Source organism: Tenacibaculum profundicola (assembly GCF_057220795.1).
The window spans coordinates 1,769,296-1,785,875 of the sequence record NZ_CM170137.1 but is presented as its reverse complement, the minus strand read 5'-3'; the positions used below and the strand labels follow the sequence as shown (position 1 = coordinate 1,785,875).

22 protein-coding genes and 1 riboswitch are annotated in these 16,580 nt (G+C 33.4%); all 22 genes read left to right on the top strand.

All coding sequences use genetic code 11. The features are described from left to right. The first annotated feature begins 9 nt into the window (after positions 1-9). The 22 genes from rplX (at position 10) to thiS (ending at position 16,559) form a co-directional block, all read left to right on the top strand. Complete coding sequence (rplX, locus tag AC2TDS_RS07570) at positions 10-336, top strand: 50S ribosomal protein L24 (protein ID WP_484738493.1); 327 nt, start codon at positions 10-12, stop codon at positions 334-336. Positions 337-338: 2 nt separating this feature from the next. Continuing rightward, positions 339-890, top strand: coding sequence for a 50S ribosomal protein L5 (gene rplE / locus AC2TDS_RS07565; RefSeq protein WP_484738492.1), 552 nt, complete (start codon positions 339-341; stop codon positions 888-890). Positions 891-893: 3 nt separating this feature from the next. Next, the gene (rpsN, locus tag AC2TDS_RS07560; RefSeq protein WP_484738491.1) at positions 894-1,163 is read left to right on the top strand and encodes a 30S ribosomal protein S14; all 270 of its coding nucleotides are present in this window, start codon (positions 894-896) and stop codon (positions 1,161-1,163) included. A 1,981-nt stretch (positions 1,164-3,144) separates the two neighbouring features. Then, on the top strand, positions 3,145-3,543 hold the full coding sequence (rpsH, locus tag AC2TDS_RS07555; RefSeq protein ID WP_484738490.1) for a 30S ribosomal protein S8: 399 nt from the start codon (positions 3,145-3,147) through the stop codon (positions 3,541-3,543). 15 nt (positions 3,544-3,558) lie between these two features. Further along, positions 3,559-4,104 carry a 50S ribosomal protein L6 gene (gene rplF / locus AC2TDS_RS07550; RefSeq protein ID WP_484738489.1) on the top strand — a complete coding sequence of 182 codons (546 nt, stop codon included), beginning with the start codon at positions 3,559-3,561 and terminating at the stop codon, positions 4,102-4,104. An 18-nt stretch (positions 4,105-4,122) separates the two neighbouring features. Then, a complete protein-coding gene (gene rplR, locus AC2TDS_RS07545; RefSeq protein WP_484738488.1) occupies positions 4,123-4,473 on the top strand; it encodes a 50S ribosomal protein L18 in 351 nt (116 codons plus the stop codon). 11 nt (positions 4,474-4,484) lie between these two features. Further along, entirely contained in the window at positions 4,485-5,006 is a 522-nt protein-coding gene (rpsE, locus tag AC2TDS_RS07540; RefSeq protein WP_484738487.1) for a 30S ribosomal protein S5, read from the top strand. An 11-nt stretch (positions 5,007-5,017) separates the two neighbouring features. Next, positions 5,018-5,200: a 50S ribosomal protein L30 gene (rpmD, locus tag AC2TDS_RS07535; protein ID WP_484738486.1), complete on the top strand. Its 183-nt coding sequence runs from the start codon at positions 5,018-5,020 to the stop codon at positions 5,198-5,200. Positions 5,201-5,211: 11 nt separating this feature from the next. Then, the gene (gene rplO / locus AC2TDS_RS07530) at positions 5,212-5,661 is read left to right on the top strand and encodes a 50S ribosomal protein L15 (protein ID WP_484738485.1); all 450 of its coding nucleotides are present in this window, start codon (positions 5,212-5,214) and stop codon (positions 5,659-5,661) included. A 14-nt stretch (positions 5,662-5,675) separates the two neighbouring features. Continuing rightward, positions 5,676-6,998: a preprotein translocase subunit SecY gene (secY, locus tag AC2TDS_RS07525; protein WP_484738927.1), complete on the top strand. Its 1,323-nt coding sequence runs from the start codon at positions 5,676-5,678 to the stop codon at positions 6,996-6,998. Between the two features lies 1 nt (position 6,999). Beyond that, entirely contained in the window at positions 7,000-7,215 is a 216-nt protein-coding gene (gene infA, locus AC2TDS_RS07520; protein WP_024740627.1) for a translation initiation factor IF-1, read from the top strand. 12 nt (positions 7,216-7,227) lie between these two features. Next, entirely contained in the window at positions 7,228-7,344 is a 117-nt protein-coding gene (ykgO, locus tag AC2TDS_RS07515; RefSeq protein WP_010181906.1) for a type B 50S ribosomal protein L36, read from the top strand. A 2-nt stretch (positions 7,345-7,346) separates the two neighbouring features. Then, positions 7,347-7,712 (top strand): 30S ribosomal protein S13, encoded by a 366-nt coding sequence (gene rpsM / locus AC2TDS_RS07510; protein ID WP_484738484.1) that lies wholly within the window; start codon positions 7,347-7,349, stop codon positions 7,710-7,712. 33 nt (positions 7,713-7,745) lie between these two features. Continuing rightward, a complete protein-coding gene (rpsK, locus tag AC2TDS_RS07505; RefSeq protein WP_484738483.1) occupies positions 7,746-8,132 on the top strand; it encodes a 30S ribosomal protein S11 in 387 nt (128 codons plus the stop codon). Positions 8,133-8,273: 141 nt separating this feature from the next. Further along, positions 8,274-8,879 carry a 30S ribosomal protein S4 gene (gene rpsD, locus AC2TDS_RS07500; protein WP_484738482.1) on the top strand — a complete coding sequence of 202 codons (606 nt, stop codon included), beginning with the start codon at positions 8,274-8,276 and terminating at the stop codon, positions 8,877-8,879. Positions 8,880-8,895: 16 nt separating this feature from the next. Further along, complete coding sequence (locus AC2TDS_RS07495) at positions 8,896-9,888, top strand: DNA-directed RNA polymerase subunit alpha (RefSeq protein ID WP_484738481.1); 993 nt, start codon at positions 8,896-8,898, stop codon at positions 9,886-9,888. Positions 9,889-9,948: 60 nt separating this feature from the next. Then, on the top strand, positions 9,949-10,428 hold the full coding sequence (rplQ, locus tag AC2TDS_RS07490; protein ID WP_484738480.1) for a 50S ribosomal protein L17: 480 nt from the start codon (positions 9,949-9,951) through the stop codon (positions 10,426-10,428). A 97-nt stretch (positions 10,429-10,525) separates the two neighbouring features. Beyond that, positions 10,526-11,635, top strand: a complete 1,110-nt coding sequence (gene carA, locus AC2TDS_RS07485) for a glutamine-hydrolyzing carbamoyl-phosphate synthase small subunit (RefSeq protein ID WP_484738479.1) — start codon at positions 10,526-10,528, stop codon at positions 11,633-11,635. A gap of 129 nt (positions 11,636-11,764) precedes the next feature. Beyond that, positions 11,765-13,057, top strand: coding sequence for a phosphopyruvate hydratase (eno, locus tag AC2TDS_RS07480; protein WP_484738478.1), 1,293 nt, complete (start codon positions 11,765-11,767; stop codon positions 13,055-13,057). Positions 13,058-13,546: 489 nt separating this feature from the next. Continuing rightward, the gene (locus AC2TDS_RS07475; RefSeq protein ID WP_484738477.1) at positions 13,547-14,833 is read left to right on the top strand and encodes a citrate synthase; all 1,287 of its coding nucleotides are present in this window, start codon (positions 13,547-13,549) and stop codon (positions 14,831-14,833) included. A 65-nt stretch (positions 14,834-14,898) separates the two neighbouring features. Then, positions 14,899-15,852 carry an arginase gene (locus AC2TDS_RS07470; RefSeq protein WP_484738476.1) on the top strand — a complete coding sequence of 318 codons (954 nt, stop codon included), beginning with the start codon at positions 14,899-14,901 and terminating at the stop codon, positions 15,850-15,852. Between the two features lie 346 nt (positions 15,853-16,198). Then, a riboswitch (TPP riboswitch) is annotated at positions 16,199-16,293 on the top strand. A 62-nt stretch (positions 16,294-16,355) separates the two neighbouring features. Beyond that, a complete protein-coding gene (thiS, locus tag AC2TDS_RS07465; RefSeq protein ID WP_484738475.1) occupies positions 16,356-16,559 on the top strand; it encodes a sulfur carrier protein ThiS in 204 nt (67 codons plus the stop codon). Positions 16,560-16,580 lie beyond the last annotated feature (21 nt).

Genomic DNA, 16,580 nt, shown 5'->3' with positions numbered 1-16,580 from the left:
GTATTTAAGATGAAGAAGTTCAAAATCAAATCAGGGGATACTGTTAAAGTGATAGCAGGAGCGCACAGAAGTACTAAAGACAATCCTATTACAGGTAAAGTCTTAACGATACTTAAGGATAGAGATATGGTTATTGTAGAAGGAGTTAATAAAGTGAAGAAACACACGAAGCCATCAGCAACTAACCCACAAGGAGGAATTGTTGAAAAGGAAGCTCCAATTCATATTTCAAATGTATCTTTAATTACTTCAAATGGAGAATCAACACGTGTTGGTTATAGATTTGAAGATGGAAAAAAAGTAAGATTTTCAAAAAAATCAGATAAAGCAATATAACCATGAGTTACGTACCAAGATTAAAAGAAGAGTACAAGAGCAGAGTTATCAAGGCTCTTACTGATGAATTTGGTTATAGCAATGTAATGCAAGTACCTAAACTACAGAAGATTGTGGTTAGTAAGGGTGTTGGTGCAGCTATAGCAGATAAGAAATTAATAGAGTATGCTATTGATGAGTTAACAACGATTACAGGTCAAAAAGCAGTTTCAACAATTTCTAAAAAGGACATTGCAAACTTCAAATTACGTAAAGGAATGCCAATTGGGGCTAAAGTTACGTTAAGAGGTGATAAAATGTACGAGTTTTTAGATCGTTTAATAACTGCTTCTTTACCACGTGTAAGAGACTTTAACGGAATTAAAGCAAATGGTTTTGATGGTCGAGGTAATTACAATTTAGGAATTACTGAACAAATCATTTACCCAGAAATTAATATTGATCAAGTGAAGAAAATTAGTGGTATGGATATTACATTTGTAACGTCAGCAATTACTGATAAAGAAGCTAAATCATTATTAGGAGAATTAGGTTTACCATTTAAAAAGAATTAAAAGATGGCTAAAGAATCAATGAAAGCGCGTGAGCGCAAAAGAGCTAAAATGGTAGCTAAATACGCTGAAAAGAGAAAAGCTTTGAAGGAAGCTGGAGACTATGAAGCCTTACAAAAGTTACCAAAGAATGCATCTCCAATTAGAATGCACAACCGTTGTAAATTAACGGGACGTCCAAAAGGATATATGCGTCAGTTCGGTCTTTCACGTGTTACTTTTCGTGAAATGGCTAATCAAGGTTTAATACCAGGAGTTAAAAAAGCGAGCTGGTAAAATAATCTTAAGATAATATTAAAAAAGTCATACTTATTATAAGTATGACTTTTTTCTTTTTAAAGATTTTGTGTCTCCACAAAAAAAGTACACATTACTATTTGTGATTTGAAGTTAGGTGTAACAAAAAATGACGTTTTATTGCGGTAAATTCAAATAGAAAATGGTATTAATTTTAGGTTAAAAATGGTTGATCAAAAATAATCGAAGATCTGATAACATTTTCGAAATCATTCATATCCCTATTGCTATAATTTTATAAAAGCTAGCTTAATAGATGTGTTATTTTTGTACGGACCATTAGTTTTTAGCTTAGATTTTTAATCTTTTGAAGTAATTTATACTGAATTAAATTTCCCTGTTTTGCTATTTCCTTCATACACTCGATCCTCTCACTGTTTTTATTTGGAATAGCTTTTCTTATTCAGAAATATGAATCAAAGATAAAACACGAATTCATTTTTCTTCTGACAGTTCTTATAGCTGTTTGAATTTGTTAATTTTAGATTCGTGACTTAATTTATAATCATAATACGAATTGTTCGCTAACATATATGTACGAATGAATACGAAATATTCTTTAGGTTTGTGAATTAGTGTTTTTTTCATAACATATATTAACCTATAATAATTTAAATTGTTGTTTTCAAAGTGAAAAGGAAAACTACTTTTAAACAGAACCTATAATTCTCTTCATGAAAATTTTGTTCCTATAGATAGGGAGGTTATATCGGATGATTTTTTGCTATAAGTTAATGATTTTATGTTTTTTTGGGGCCGGAATACGTAGGACTTCAGATACTGTTTTTTGGGTTCTGTGACGGAACCAAATAAAAAAAATGAAGTTAGCCTTTTTTTCTCTGTGATGTTTTATGGTTATGAGTTTATACCTTCAACATATGCAGAACCAATTCAATTTATAGAAAATAGCTGGAGTTCATGGTATGTGTTTTGCTCTTTTCTAGTATGAGCTGCAGTGCTAACTGTTTTAGTGTAAAGTCAACAATTTTTGAATAATAAGACAAGCTGTTATCAAATTAGGATAAGGCAGTTTATCCATTCTATATGCTTAATCTAATAGTAATTATTACTGTTGGATGTTATATAAAGAGTATATTAATATTTATAAGCTCTCTAATCATAATTTATGGTATATACCCTTTTAAAATCATGAGGTTTTTATTTGTGTAAAATACAACGTTGCTAAGACAGTTACATATAGAAAGTAAGATATTCAAAAGTTGAAGTTACTGATTAGAAAGCATTCATTGTATATTGACTAGGTTTATGGTTTATAAGATTAAGACCTGATTTCCATCGGTTTTATTTCAACAGAGGTCTTAAAAACAGTGTGATTTGATTAAAAAGTGTCATGTTAAGCCTTTAATTCAAGCGTTTTTCTAGTAACTATTGTTGTTTAACGATCCTTGTTCCATTAACTTTCTTCTTATGTGTTTTTATGTTTTTTTCAATTATAAGCAGCCCTTTAAAACGATCCCTAGCCTGAGATAATCAAAATAAGCTGTACGTGTATGATACATCGAACTGAGATATAAAACGTTACTTAGAATATACGGGCAAATATGTTATAATATTGATGTCACCCCAAGTTTATCTCATTGTTGATCTATATAAATATCAGATATAGTTATTTGGTTTTGGATGGTGATAGTTTTTTTAAAAGCAAAAAAATAGTGCGTACTAAGAATAAAAATATTCAATAAATTAACACTCAAAACGATAATTGCTAAAATCGTTTGATTTTCGAAAAGTTTATGTATATTTGCACTCTGTTTTTTATAGGCTGGTTATGTCTTTTCAGTAAGTACTCTGAATAAAACGCTATGTAGAATAGCATTTTGAAGAAAAATGAAGCTATAAAAACAAAAAACAAATATTAACTGGTTTCAGGTTTAATAGCTACGATTTTTCGTAGGAACAATAGAAGTTATTAAAAACCAAAACCACAATTTAATTAATTATGTACACAGATCCAATCGCGGATTTCCTTACTCGTGTGAGAAATGCTATTGCAGCAGGTCACAGGGTGGTTGAAGTTCCTGCTTCTAAATTGAAGAAGGAAATGACCAAAATTTTGTTCGATCAAGGGTACGTTTTAAGTTATCAATTTAATGATGATTCTGTTCAAGGGGTCATTAAGATAGCTTTGAAGTACGACAGACAAACAAGAGAATCGGTTATTAGAAAAATTCAAAGAGTTTCTACACCAGGTTTACGTAAGTACGTTGGCGCTAAAGAAATGCCAAGAGTATTAAACGGACTAGGTATTGCTATCGTTTCTACATCGAAAGGTGTAATGACGAACAAAAAGGCGCGCCTAGAAAACGTAGGTGGGGAAGTATTATGTTACGTTTACTAAAAACATTTTGTACAAATGAGTAGAATAGGAAATAATCCAATCGCATTGCCACAAGGTGTTGAAGTTAAAGTAAACGATAATGTGGTCACAGTAAAAGGTAAATTAGGAGAGTTAACGCAAAAGTTGACCTCTGATATTGCTGTTAAGATAGAAGATGGTAATGTATCAGTAGCTAGACCATCAGATAGTAAAGAGCATAGAGCAGCACATGGTTTATACCGTTCTTTAATCAGAAACATGGTTGAAGGTGTTACAAAAGGCTTTACTAAAGAACTAGAATTAGTAGGTGTAGGTTATAGAGCATCTAACCAAGGTCAAAAATTAGATTTAGCTTTAGGTTTTTCTCATAACATTATTTTAAATTTAGCTCCAGAAGTTAAGATTGAGACGGTATCTGAAAAAGGTAAGAACCCGATTATCAAATTAACTTCACATGACAAGCAATTAGTAGGTCAGGTTGCAGCAAAGATCCGTTCTTTACGTAAGCCAGAACCTTACAAAGGAAAAGGAATTAAGTTTGTAGGAGAAGTATTAAGAAGAAAAGCAGGTAAATCTGCATAATAAATAAGAGAAATTATTATGGCATTATCAAAGCTTGAAAGAAGACAACGAATTAAACATAGAATTAGAAAGATTGTTACAGGAACATCTGACAAACCAAGGTTGTCAGTGTACAGAAGTAATAAAGAAATATATGCTCAGGTAATAGACGATGTGTCTGGCGTTACTTTAGTATCTGTTTCATCAAGAGATAAGGAAATTGTATCTAGTTCTAAAGCGGAAGCTGCAGTAGCAGTTGGTAAAACGATTGCTGAGAAAGCTACAAAAGCTGGTGTAGAAACTGTTGCTTTTGATCGTAATGGATATTTATATCACGGAAGAGTAAAAGTATTAGCAGATGCTGCTAGAGAAGCTGGTTTAAAATTTTAAGAAATTATATTATGTTAGGATATAAAAACGTAGAAAGAGTAAAACCAAGCGGATTAGAGCTTGTAGATAAATTAGTAGGAGTTCAACGTGTTACCAAGGTAACGAAAGGAGGTAGAGCATTTGGTTTCTCTGCTATCGTTGTAGTTGGAGATGGTAACGGAGTTGTTGGACATGGATTAGGGAAATCTAAAGATGTTGCATCTGCTATTGCAAAGGCAGTAGAAGATGCTAAGAAGAACTTAATTCGTATTCCTATTTTGGATGGAACTTTACCTCACGAACAGAAAGGTAAATTTGGAGGAGCTAAGGTATTCTTAAAACCTGCTTCTCATGGTACAGGGGTTATTGCTGGTGGTGCAGTCCGCTCAGTATTAGAATCTGTAGGAATCAAAGACGTATTATCTAAGTCTCAAGGGTCTTCAAATGCACATAACGTTGTAAAAGCAACATTTGATGCGTTATTACAATTACGTAGTGCAGAGACAATAGCAAGGCAAAGAGGGATTTCTTTAGAGAAAGTTTTTAACGGTTAAAATTTAAGACGATGAGTAAAATTAGAGTTACACAAGTAAAAAGCCAAATTGGTCGCCTTAAAAACCAGAAAAGAACCTTAGAGGCGTTAGGTTTACGTAAAATTAACCAAACTGTAGAACACGATGCATCGGCTACAATTTTGGGTATGGTAGATAAAGTTAAACACTTAGTTTCTGTAGAGGAAATTAAATAAGATAATATAAAATGAGTTTACACAACTTAAAACCAGCAACTGGTTCTACAAAGAGCGGTAAAAGAATCGCTCGTGGAGAAGGTTCTGGTCACGGAGGTACTTCTACAAGAGGTCATAAAGGAGCTAAATCTCGTTCAGGATATTCTCGTAAAATTGGATTTGAAGGTGGGCAAATGCCACTTCAAAGACGTGTGCCTAAATTTGGTTTCACTAACATTAACCGTAAGGAATATGTAGGTGTTAATTTAGATAAATTACAAAATTTAGTAGATAGCGGAAAAATTACTGATACGGTTAGTTTAGACGTTTTAGTAGAAAACCGTTTAGCTCGAAAAAACGACTTGGTTAAAATATTAGGTCGCGGAGAGTTAAAAGCTAAATTAAATATTACTGTACATAAATTTACTGCTACAGCTAAAGCTGCTATTGAAGCTGCTGGAGGCGAAGCGGTTACCTTATAATAAAACTGTAAATGATGAATTTTATAAATACTTTAAGAGACATTTTCAAGATTGAAGAGTTAAAAGAAAAAATCATTTTAACTATTTTTTTAATCGCTGTTTATAGGTTTATGGCTTCTGTTCCTTTACCAGGAATTGATCCTACTCAATTGACGGCATTAAAAGATCAAACCGGAGGTGGTCTTTTAGGTTTATTAAACGCATTTACAGGTGGGGCATTTGCTAGAGCGTCAGTAATGGCACTTGGTATAATGCCTTATATTTCTGCGTCTATTGTAGTTCAATTAATGGGTATTGCTGTACCTTATTTGCAAAAACTGCAAAAAGATGGAGAAAGTGGAAGAAAAAAGATTACACAAATAACAAGATGGTTAACAATTTTAATCACGATGTTCCAAGGACCTGGTTATATTGGATTGATCCAAACTCAATTTGGGTTACCTGATTCAGCTTTCTTAGTTGGAGGCGCTACTTTTTGGATATCATCTATGATTTTGTTAACAGCAGGAACCATATTTGCAATGTGGTTAGGAGAGCGTATTACTGATAAAGGAGTTGGTAACGGTATTTCGTTATTAATTACCGTTGGTATTATCGCTAATTTCCCTGTAGCCTTCTTACAAGAAGTGGTTTCTAAAACAGAAAACGCTGGTGGAGGTGGAATCATGATGATTCTAATTGAATTAATCGTTTGGTTTGTTGTAATTCTATTAACCGTATTATTAGTTACTGCAGTACGAAAGGTTGCAGTTCAATATGCGCGTCGTACTGCGGTTACCAACATAAAAGATGTTGATGGTGCACGACAGTACATACCGTTAAAACTAAATGCAGCAGGAGTTATGCCAATTATATTTGCACAAGCAATCATGTTTTTGCCTGTAGCATTAGGGCAAAAATACCCGGCTTTAAATAGTTTGGCTGATAATTTCGGGTTATGGTATAACGTTATATTTGCAATCTTAATTATTGTCTTCAGTTATTTTTATACGGCGATTACAATTCCGACCAATAAAATGGCAGAAGATTTAAAAAGAAGTAATGGATTTGTTCCAGGCTATAAGCCAGGAGAAGAAACAGCGAATTATCTAGACTCTGTATTGTCTAAAATAACATTCCCTGGATCTTTGTTTTTAGCGGCTTTATCAATTTTGCCAGCAATCGTTGTAAAGTTTGGTGTTACGCAAAATTGGGCAATGTTTTATGGAGGAACTTCTCTAATCATTATGGTTGGAGTTGCCATTGATACAATTCAGCAAATTAACTCGTACTTATTAAACAGTCGTTATGACGGTTTAATGAAAACAGGTAACAGTAACAGAAAATCATTAAAATAATATGGCTAAGCAACCAGCAATTCAACAAGACGGAACCATTACAGAAGCATTATCAAATGCAATGTTTCGTGTAGAATTAGAGAACGGACATATTGTAACGGCACACATTTCGGGAAAAATGCGTATGCATTATATCAAATTATTACCAGGTGATAAGGTGAAATTAGAAATGAGTCCGTATGATTTATCGAAGGCAAGAATTACTTACAGATATTAAAAAACAAAACTGATGAAAGTAAGAGCATCATTAAAGAAAAGAAGTGCCGACTGCAAAATCGTTCGCAGAAAAGGCAGATTATATGTAATAAACAAAAAGAATCCTAGATTTAAACAAAGACAAGGGTAGTTATGGCAAGAATAGCAGGTATTGACATTCCAAAGAATAAAAGAGGAGTTATCGCTTTAACTTACATCTTTGGTATAGGAAGTAGCAGAGCTAAAGAAGTATTAGCAAATGCAAAAATAGAAGAGAGCATCAAAGTTCAGGATTGGACAGATGATCAAATCGCAGCAGTTCGTGAGCAAGTTGGAAGTTTCACAATTGAAGGTGAATTACGTTCTGAAGTTCAGTTAAGCATTAAACGTTTAATGGACATCGGATGTCAAAGAGGTATTCGTCACAGACTTGGACTACCATTAAGAGGTCAAAGAACGAAGAATAACTCTCGTACAAGGAAAGGTAAGAGAAAAACTGTAGCTAACAAGAAAAAATAATCGTTAGATTATTTTTACTAATAGTAAAGAATTATGGCAAAGTCTAAAGTAACAAAGAAACGTAAAGTTGTAATCGAGTCAGTGGGTGAAGCTCACGTAACGGCATCGTTTAACAATATCATTATATCTTTAACAAACAAAAAGGGAGATGTTATCTCTTGGTCTTCAGCTGGAAAAATGGGCTTTAGAGGTTCTAAAAAGAATACTCCATATGCGGCTCAATTAGCAGCAGAAGATTGTGCAACAGTAGCAAAAGATGCTGGACTGCGCAAAGTTAAAGTATATGTGAAAGGACCAGGTAACGGTAGAGAATCTGCGATCAGATCAATTCATAATGCAGGTATCGAAGTAACAGAGATTATTGATGTTACTCCAATTCCACATAATGGATGTCGTCCACCGAAAAGAAGAAGGGTATAAGCTATTATAGTTGTTTTATACTTTTTAACATACCAACTATTTAGCAATAGGTAGTTAATGATAATAAATTTTAACCTAAGTAGGAATAAGATTATCGAAGGAGTAAGCCTTAATTCATAATCCCTACTCAATTAATAAGAAATGGCAAGATATACAGGACCAAAAACTAAAATTGCTCGTAAATTTGGCGAGGCAATTTTCGGAGAAGACAAAAACTTCGAAAAAAGAAATTACCCTCCTGGACAGCACGGTGTTGGTAAAAGAAGAGGGAAAAAATCTGAATATGCTATCCAGTTAATGGAAAAGCAAAAGGCAAAATATACGTATGGTATATTAGAGCGTCAATTCAGTAACTTATTTAAAAAGGCATCTGCGTCTAAAGGGATTACAGGTGAAGTTTTATTACAATTATGTGAATCTCGTTTAGATAACGTTGTTTTTCGTTTAGGTATTGCTACATCACGAAGAGCTGCACGTCAATTGGTATCACATCGTCATATCACTGTTAACGGTAGTATAGTAAACATACCTTCTTATAATTTGAAAGAAGGAGATGTTATCGCTGTTAGAGAGAAATCGAAATCGTTAGAAGCTATAGAGAATGCTTTAGCTGGAAATAGTAGTGTTTACGAATGGTTATCTTGGAATGCCGATCAGAAATCAGGAACATTTGTTAAAGTTCCAGAAAGGTTGCAAATTCCTGTAAATATCAAAGAGCAATTAATCGTAGAATTATATTCTAAATAATCCTGATAAACTTATTATGGCAATTTTAAATTTTCAAAAGCCCGACAAAGTAATAATGATAGAATCTACCGATTTTACCGGAAGATTTGAATTCAGACCTTTAGAGCCTGGTTTTGGCTTAACAGTTGGTAATGCTTTACGAAGAGTATTATTATCTTCTCTAGAAGGGTTTGCCATTACATCATTACGTATTGATGGGGTTGATCATGAGTTCTCAACTATAGAAGGAGTTGTAGAAGATGTTACTGAAATCATCTTAAATTTGAAACAAGTTCGTTTTAAAAAGCAGATTGAAGAAACTGATAGAGAAACTGTTGCTATTGCTATATCAGGACAAGAGCAATTAACTGCTGGTGATTTACAAAAATTTATTTCAGGATTCCAAGTATTGAATCCTGATTTGGTAATTTGTAATATGGATAAATCAGTTAGTCTTAATGCAGAAATCAATATTGAAAAAGGTAGAGGTTTCGTTCCAGCCGAAGAAAATAAGAGAGCAGGAAGTCCATTAGGAACAATTTTCACTGATTCTATTTACACTCCAATTAAGAATGTAAAATACGCAGTAGAAAATTTTCGTGTTGAGCAAAAAACAGATTACGAAAAATTAGTTTTCGATATTGATACGGACGGATCTATAAACCCTAAAGAGGCTTTAACGGAGGCTGCTAAAATTTTAATTCACCACTTTATGTTATTCTCTGATGAGCGTATCACTTTAGAGGCTGATGAAATTGCCCAAACTGAAACATATGATGAAGAATCATTGCATATGCGTCAGTTGTTAAAGACGAAGTTAGTAGATATGGATTTATCGGTTCGTGCTTTAAATTGTTTAAAAGCAGCGGAAGTAGATACTTTAGGAGATTTAGTATCATTCAATAAAAGCGACTTAATGAAGTTCAGAAACTTTGGTAAAAAATCATTAACTGAATTAGAAGAGTTAGTGCATAACAAAGGTTTAAACTTTGGAATGGATTTAGGTAAATACAAATTAGATAGAGATTAACCTTTCATATTTTGCTCCTCCTAAAGAGTTGAAGCAAGATGGAAGCTAAACCCAAATGTCATGAGACACGGAAAAAAATTTAATCATTTAGGAAGAAAGACAGCGCATAGAAAGGCTATGTTGTCTAATATGGCTTGTTCTTTAATAGAACATAAGCGTATAAATACAACTGAGGCTAAAGCGAAAGCTTTACGTCAGTTTGTAGAGCCTTTAATAACTAAATCTAAAACGGATACAACGCACAATCGTCGTGTTGTATTTAGTTACTTGCGCGATAAATTTGCGGTTACAGAATTATTCAAAGAAATTTCTGTAAAAGTAGCAGATAGACCAGGAGGTTATGTTCGTATTATCAAATTAGGAAATCGTCAAGGAGATAATGCTCCTATGGCAATGGTTGAGTTAGTTGATTACAACGAGTTATATGACCCTAAAGGAAACAAAGCTAAAAAATCTACTCGTCGTAGTCGTCGAGGAGGAGGGAAAAAAGCGGAGACTCCAGTGGCTGTTGAAACTCAAGCAACTCAAGAAGAAGAGTAGAAATGAAAATTTTTATCAATCATATAAAAGGGATGAACAATTAATGTTTGTCCCTTTTTTTTATATATTTTTGCAACCAAATTATACAATAAATTAAATGAAATACCAGTCACGTAAAAAAGCTTTAGTATTATTAGCTGATGGAACGATTTTTTATGGTAAATCGATTGGAATAGATGGTACAGCTACAGGTGAAATCTGTTTTAATACGGGAATGACCGGCTATCAGGAAGTATTTACTGATCCGTCTTATTTTGGACAAATGATGATTACTACAAACGCGCATATTGGAAATTATGGCGTTAACAATGAGGAGGTTGAATCTGATGGGATTAAGATTTCTGGCTTAATTTGTAGAAATTTTAGTTTTACGCATTCTAGACCTTCTTCGGATGGTAATTTAAAGGAATGGTTTGAACAACATAATTTAGTAGCGATCTCTGATGTTGATACAAGGGCATTAGTGTCATATATTAGAGATAATGGTGCCATGAATGCTATTATTTCTACAGAAGTTAATAATATTGAAGACCTGAAAAAGCAATTAGCTTTGATACCTAATATGGAAGGTTTAGAGTTGGCGTCGAAAGTATCGACCAAAGAGCCTTATTTTATTGGAGATGAAAAAGCCCCAATTAAAATAGCGGCACTTGATATCGGAATTAAAAAAAATATACTTCGAAACTTTGTAAAAAGAGATGCTTATATTAAGGTATATCCCTATAACACTAGTTTTGAGCAAATGAGTGATTTTAATGCAGATGGTTACTTTATTTCTAATGGACCTGGAGATCCAGAGCCTCTTGTAGATGCTCAGAACACAGCCAAAGAGATAATTGATAGAGACTTACCATTATTTGGTATATGTCTAGGACATCAGATCATTGCATTAGCAAATGGAATTTCTACGTACAAAATGCATAATGGACATAGAGGAATTAACCACCCTGTGAAAAATCTAATCACCGGAAAGGGAGAAATTACTTCTCAAAACCATGGGTTTGCTATTAGTAGAGAAGAAACTGAAGCACATGGAGATGTTGAGATAACTCATGTGCATTTAAATGACAATACAGTAGCGGGGATTAAAATGAAGAACAAAAATGTTTTTTCAGTACAATACCACCCTGAAGCTAGTCCGGGTCCTCATGATGCAGAATATTTATTCGATCAATTTATAGAGAACATTAAGAAAACAAAAGCTTAGAATAAATTCCCGTTGAAATGCGGGAATTTGTATTTGATAACGTTTTCGCAAAATCACAACAATTTAAAATGATAAAAAGGTAGTATTTTGTAAATTGGCTACCTTAAACTACTAATAAATAAAACAACTATGAGTATTATAATCAACGTTCATGCACGTCAAATTTTTGATTCAAGAGGAAATCCTACGGTAGAAGTGGATGTAACTACTGAAAATGGTGTGTTAGGTAGAGCGGCGGTGCCTTCTGGTGCTTCTACTGGAGAACATGAGGCGGTTGAATTGCGTGATGGTGGAGATACATATATGGGAAAAGGTGTATTAACTGCAGTTGAAAATGTTAATACACTTATAGCTCAAGAATTATTGGGAGTATCGGTTTTTGAACAAAATATGATTGATAAAATCATGATTGACCTTGATGGAACCCCTAACAAATCTAAATTAGGAGCAAATGCGATATTGGGTGTTTCTCTCGCAGCAGCAAAAGCAGCCGCGACTGAATTAGGGCAGCCTTTATATCGTTATGTAGGAGGTGTTTCGGCAAACACATTGCCTGTTCCAATGATGAATATTATCAATGGAGGTTCTCATTCTGATGCACCAATTGCATTTCAAGAATTTATGGTGATGCCTGTAAAAGCTATAAGTTTCACGGAAGCTATGCAAATAGGTTCTGAAATTTTTCATCACTTAAAGAAAGTTTTGCACGACAGAAATTTATCTACGGCGGTTGGAGATGAAGGAGGTTTTGCGCCGACATTAAACGGAACTGAAGATGCTATCGAAACAATTGCGTTGGCAACGAAGAATGCAGGATATAAATTTGGAGAAGACATTATGATTGCTTTAGATTGTGCGGCAGCCGAGTTTTATGTAGATGGTAAGTATGATTATACGAAGTTTGAAGGAGCTAAAGGTAAGGTACGTACGAGTCAAGAACAAGCAGATTATTTAGCCGAATTATGTGAAAAGTATCCTATCATATCAGTAGAAGATGGTATGGATGAAAATGATTGGGATGGGTGGAAATATTTAACAGATAAGGTTGGTAGTAACGTACAATTGGTTGGAGATGATTTATTTGTTACCAATGTAGAACGTTTGTCTCGAGGAATTGAAAATGGAATAGCAAACTCAATTTTAATAAAAGTTAACCAAATAGGTACGTTAACCGAAACTATTGCAGCGGTTAATATGGCGCATAATGCCGGTTATACCTCGGTAATGAGTCATCGATCAGGAGAGACGGAAGACAATACTATTGCTGATTTGGCGGTAGCGTTGAATACTGGTCAAATTAAGACAGGGTCAGCTTCACGTTCCGACCGTATGGCAAAATATAACCAATTATTGCGTATAGAAGAAGATCTTGAAGAAGTTGCTTTTTATCCGCAAGAAAAAGCATTTAAAATTAAAAAATAATCTTAAAAAGCTACGTGCTAAGGTTTACAGAAGAACTCATATAATTTTTATATGAGTTTTTCTTTGGATATAAAACAAATACCTTTAAAAACGAATATGGTAATAATACCATTTCTAGTGTTACTTTGTCGACCATAATTGTTGATGACAATGTTAATTAGGAAAAATTCCCTACAAAAACGTTCTTAATTTATCGGTGTAAATGATCTTTATTAGCTGATAATGACATTTTTGTAAATTGAAAGATCTAGTGAACATACTCGTCATTCCACGTGTTATTTAGTTGTAGCGTTGTAGTTTTACTATAGAATTACTTTTCATCCATAATAAAAAGTATTGAATATTTAAATTGAAGTGCCTTTCTTTAACAATTTGCTAAATGGTTATGGTCGTCTGATATCATAAAAATGAACGATTATCAATTTTTTAAATTTTATAAAAAATGGTATCTTCGCGACTCACTTCAATTATAAAAATTTTAGATAAAAAATGTCAGACATAGCAAAATTACAAATTGGCGAAAATACGTATGAATTTCCTTTAGTAAAAGGAACAGAAAATGAAACGGCAATCGATATAAAAACGTTAAGAGGAGCATCAGAAGGAATTGTGACTATCGACCCAGGGTTCAAAAATACTGGTTCTTGCCAAAGTGCTATCACATTTTTAGATGGAGAGAAAGGAATTTTAAGATATAGAGGCTATTCTATTGAGGAATTAGCGGATAAAGCTGATTTTTTAGAAGTTGCGTATCTTCTTATTTTTGGAGAATTACCTACCAAAGAACAATTAGATAAATTTTACAATGATATTTTAGAAGAGTCGATTGTAGATGATGATATTAAAAAAATTATTGATGCATTTCCTAAGAATGCGCATCCAATGGGAGTGTTGTCGTCACTAACCTCTTCATTAACAGCGTTTAATCCTACTTCTGTAAATGTTGACTCAGAAGAAGAAATGTACAATGCAATTGTTAAAATTATGGGGAAATTCCCTGTTTTAGTTGCTTGGACAATGCGTAAGCAAAAAGGGTTACCATTGCATTATGGTTCTCGAAAATTAGGATATGTAGAAAATATCATGAAGATGATGTTTGAAAAACCAAATGAAGAGTATGAAATTAATCCAATTGTAAAAGACGCACTAGATAAGTTATTAATATTACATGCTGATCATGAGCAAAACTGTTCTACATCAACAGTTAGAATTGTAGGCTCATCTCAAGCAGGATTATTTGCCTCATTATCTGCTGGAATTTCTGCACTTTGGGGCCCTTTACACGGTGGAGCAAACCAAGCTGTTCTAGAAATGTTAGAGGCTATTAAAAAAGATGGAGGTGATACAAAAAAGTATATGGGTAAAGCCAAAGACAAGGAAGACCCTTTCCGTTTAATGGGATTTGGTCATCGTGTTTATAAAAACTTTGATCCACGAGCTAAAATAATTAAAGTATCAGCTGACGAAGTTTTAGCAGATTTAGGAATTGAAGACCCTGTACTAGATATTGCCAAGGGATTAGAACAAGAGGCATTAAATGACGATTATTTTGTAAAAAGAAAGTTGTATCCGAATGTTGATTTTTATTCTGGAATTATATATCGTGCGATGGGAATTCCTGTTGAAATGTTTACCGTAATGTTCGCTTTGGGACGTTTACCGGGTTGGATTGCACAATGGAGAGAAATGCGCTTACGCAAAGAGCCAATTGGAAGACCACGCCAGATGTATGTGGGAGAAAATTACCGTCCATTCGTTAAAATTAGTAAGAGATAAAACTGATAAAATGTCATTTAATGTTAAGATTAGATGACATTTTTTATTCAATTCAGACTTGCAAAATGAAAGAAGTAAAAATTATAAAAAATAGATCCGATATAGGAGCTGGAACAAGAGGTTCTGATATGGGAGTTGATGCGGTTGAAATAGCAGCAATAAATAAAGGAAGTAATTATTTTGAGAGATTTGAATTCGAGGATGTAATTACAGAGAATGAATCAATTTACAATAGAGAGAATAATTCGTTTGCGAAAAGAATTGAAAACGTTTTTAATCAGTGTAAACGATTATCGAATCACGTAAAGGTGAATTTACAGGAAGGAAAATTCCCCTTAGTAATTTCAGGTGATCACTCATCAGCTTTGGGAACGATAAGCGGGATAAAAGCCGCAAACTCAACTAAAGAGGTTGGGGTGGTTTGGATTGATGCCCATGGAGATTTACATTCACCATATACCTCTCCGTCAGGAAATATTCATGGTATGCCTTTAGCCGCTGCAATTGCGGATGATAATAAAGAATGTCAAGTCAATGATGTTGATAGAGAAACATCGGAATTATGGGAAAGAATGAAAAATGTTGGTGTGCCAGGACAAAAGGTGGCGCCTGAAAATATTGTCTTTTTTGGAGTAAGAGATACTGAGGCTCCAGAAGAAAAGCAAATGGAAAAGCACGGAATTAAAAATTATAAAGTAGCTGAAGTTCGTTTTCGTGGATTAGAAACTTGTGTAGCTGAGGCGCTCGATAGATTAAAAAACTGTGATGTGATTTATGTTTCATTTGATGTAGACGCAATGGATTGCGATATGGTGTCTTACGGAACGGGAACTCCTGTTCCTAAGGGTTTTGATCAATATGAAGTAATTGACATAATAAATCAATTATTAGAAAGTAAAAAAGTTGCTTGCTTAGAACTGGTTGAAGTAAATCCACTATTAGATTTGAGAGGAAATAAAATGGCAGAAACTGCTTTTGAAGTTCTTGAAGGTGTTACCAAGACAATAGAGAACTTATAGTTATTATAATGTAAAAATCTACATAAAAAACGAGCCTTTGTAAGAAGGCTCGTTTTTTATGTAGATTTTTTTTAAAAGAATAACAGGTATAATAATTACAATACGGATCTTACTCGTCGATCGTTTTTGACTTCTGCGATAGTATAAAAAATCTCTTTTTTGTTTCATAATTCGGGGTTAATCTTTTTATGGAGGAGCCTTCGTCCTATGGTTATGATAATCATTTACATATTTTAAAAATTTGAAAATAAAGGGTTTAACTTGTTTGCAGAGGTTTTGTGATAAGTGCTTTGAAATGAGGAACTAAAAAACACCAATCATAAAAATAAACTACTATATTTGCCATGGTAAACTTTAGGAGTAGCTAGGTAACTAGTTTGAGACATATCCTTAGAACCTGATATGGTTAACACCAGCGTAGGGAAAAGTTATAACATTCTTTTTAGCATTATGTAAAAAACTGAGCTAAAATTTCTTCTATAGTTTACTTTAAATAAATGAACATGATTGCCATTAAAGTAAACGATATTCAAAAATATTTTTCTAAAACATTAACTGTTATTGAATTGGTACACGAACTTAACGTTCGAACAAACGGTATTGCAATTGCAATTAATAACAATGTAGTTAAAAGAGAAAAATGGGCTTCTCAATTAATACAAAATAATGATAGTGTTCTAATTATTAAATCAACTCAAGGAGGCTAACAATAATAAAAAGTTATATAG

Excerpts from the sequence above, each read along its gene's own strand:
- rpsH (WP_484738490.1), top strand. The coding sequence starts at position 3,145 with ATGTACACAGATCCAATCGCGGATTTCCTTACTCGTGTGAGAAATGCT.
- rplF (WP_484738489.1), top strand. The coding sequence starts at position 3,559 with ATGAGTAGAATAGGAAATAATCCAATCGCATTGCCACAAGGTGTTGAA.
- carA (WP_484738479.1), top strand. The coding sequence starts at position 10,526 with ATGAAATACCAGTCACGTAAAAAAGCTTTAGTATTATTAGCTGATGGA.
- rplE (WP_484738492.1), top strand. The coding sequence starts at position 339 with ATGAGTTACGTACCAAGATTAAAAGAAGAGTACAAGAGCAGAGTTATC.
- rplO (WP_484738485.1), top strand. The coding sequence starts at position 5,212 with ATGAGTTTACACAACTTAAAACCAGCAACTGGTTCTACAAAGAGCGGT.
- rpsD (WP_484738482.1), top strand. The coding sequence starts at position 8,274 with ATGGCAAGATATACAGGACCAAAAACTAAAATTGCTCGTAAATTTGGC.
- AC2TDS_RS07475 (WP_484738477.1), top strand. The coding sequence starts at position 13,547 with ATGTCAGACATAGCAAAATTACAAATTGGCGAAAATACGTATGAATTT.
- rplQ (WP_484738480.1), top strand. The coding sequence starts at position 9,949 with ATGAGACACGGAAAAAAATTTAATCATTTAGGAAGAAAGACAGCGCAT.
- rpsM (WP_484738484.1), top strand. The coding sequence starts at position 7,347 with ATGGCAAGAATAGCAGGTATTGACATTCCAAAGAATAAAAGAGGAGTT.
- AC2TDS_RS07495 (WP_484738481.1), top strand. The coding sequence starts at position 8,896 with ATGGCAATTTTAAATTTTCAAAAGCCCGACAAAGTAATAATGATAGAA.
- AC2TDS_RS07470 (WP_484738476.1), top strand. The coding sequence starts at position 14,899 with ATGAAAGAAGTAAAAATTATAAAAAATAGATCCGATATAGGAGCTGGA.
- thiS (WP_484738475.1), top strand. The coding sequence starts at position 16,356 with ATGATTGCCATTAAAGTAAACGATATTCAAAAATATTTTTCTAAAACA.
- rplX (WP_484738493.1), top strand. The coding sequence starts at position 10 with ATGAAGAAGTTCAAAATCAAATCAGGGGATACTGTTAAAGTGATAGCA.
- eno (WP_484738478.1), top strand. The coding sequence starts at position 11,765 with ATGAGTATTATAATCAACGTTCATGCACGTCAAATTTTTGATTCAAGA.
- rpmD (WP_484738486.1), top strand. The coding sequence starts at position 5,018 with ATGAGTAAAATTAGAGTTACACAAGTAAAAAGCCAAATTGGTCGCCTT.
- rpsE (WP_484738487.1), top strand. The coding sequence starts at position 4,485 with ATGTTAGGATATAAAAACGTAGAAAGAGTAAAACCAAGCGGATTAGAG.
- infA (WP_024740627.1), top strand. The coding sequence starts at position 7,000 with ATGGCTAAGCAACCAGCAATTCAACAAGACGGAACCATTACAGAAGCA.
- rpsN (WP_484738491.1), top strand. The coding sequence starts at position 894 with ATGGCTAAAGAATCAATGAAAGCGCGTGAGCGCAAAAGAGCTAAAATG.
- secY (WP_484738927.1), top strand. The coding sequence starts at position 5,676 with ATGAATTTTATAAATACTTTAAGAGACATTTTCAAGATTGAAGAGTTA.
- rplR (WP_484738488.1), top strand. The coding sequence starts at position 4,123 with ATGGCATTATCAAAGCTTGAAAGAAGACAACGAATTAAACATAGAATT.
- rpsK (WP_484738483.1), top strand. The coding sequence starts at position 7,746 with ATGGCAAAGTCTAAAGTAACAAAGAAACGTAAAGTTGTAATCGAGTCA.
- ykgO (WP_010181906.1), top strand. The coding sequence starts at position 7,228 with ATGAAAGTAAGAGCATCATTAAAGAAAAGAAGTGCCGACTGCAAAATC.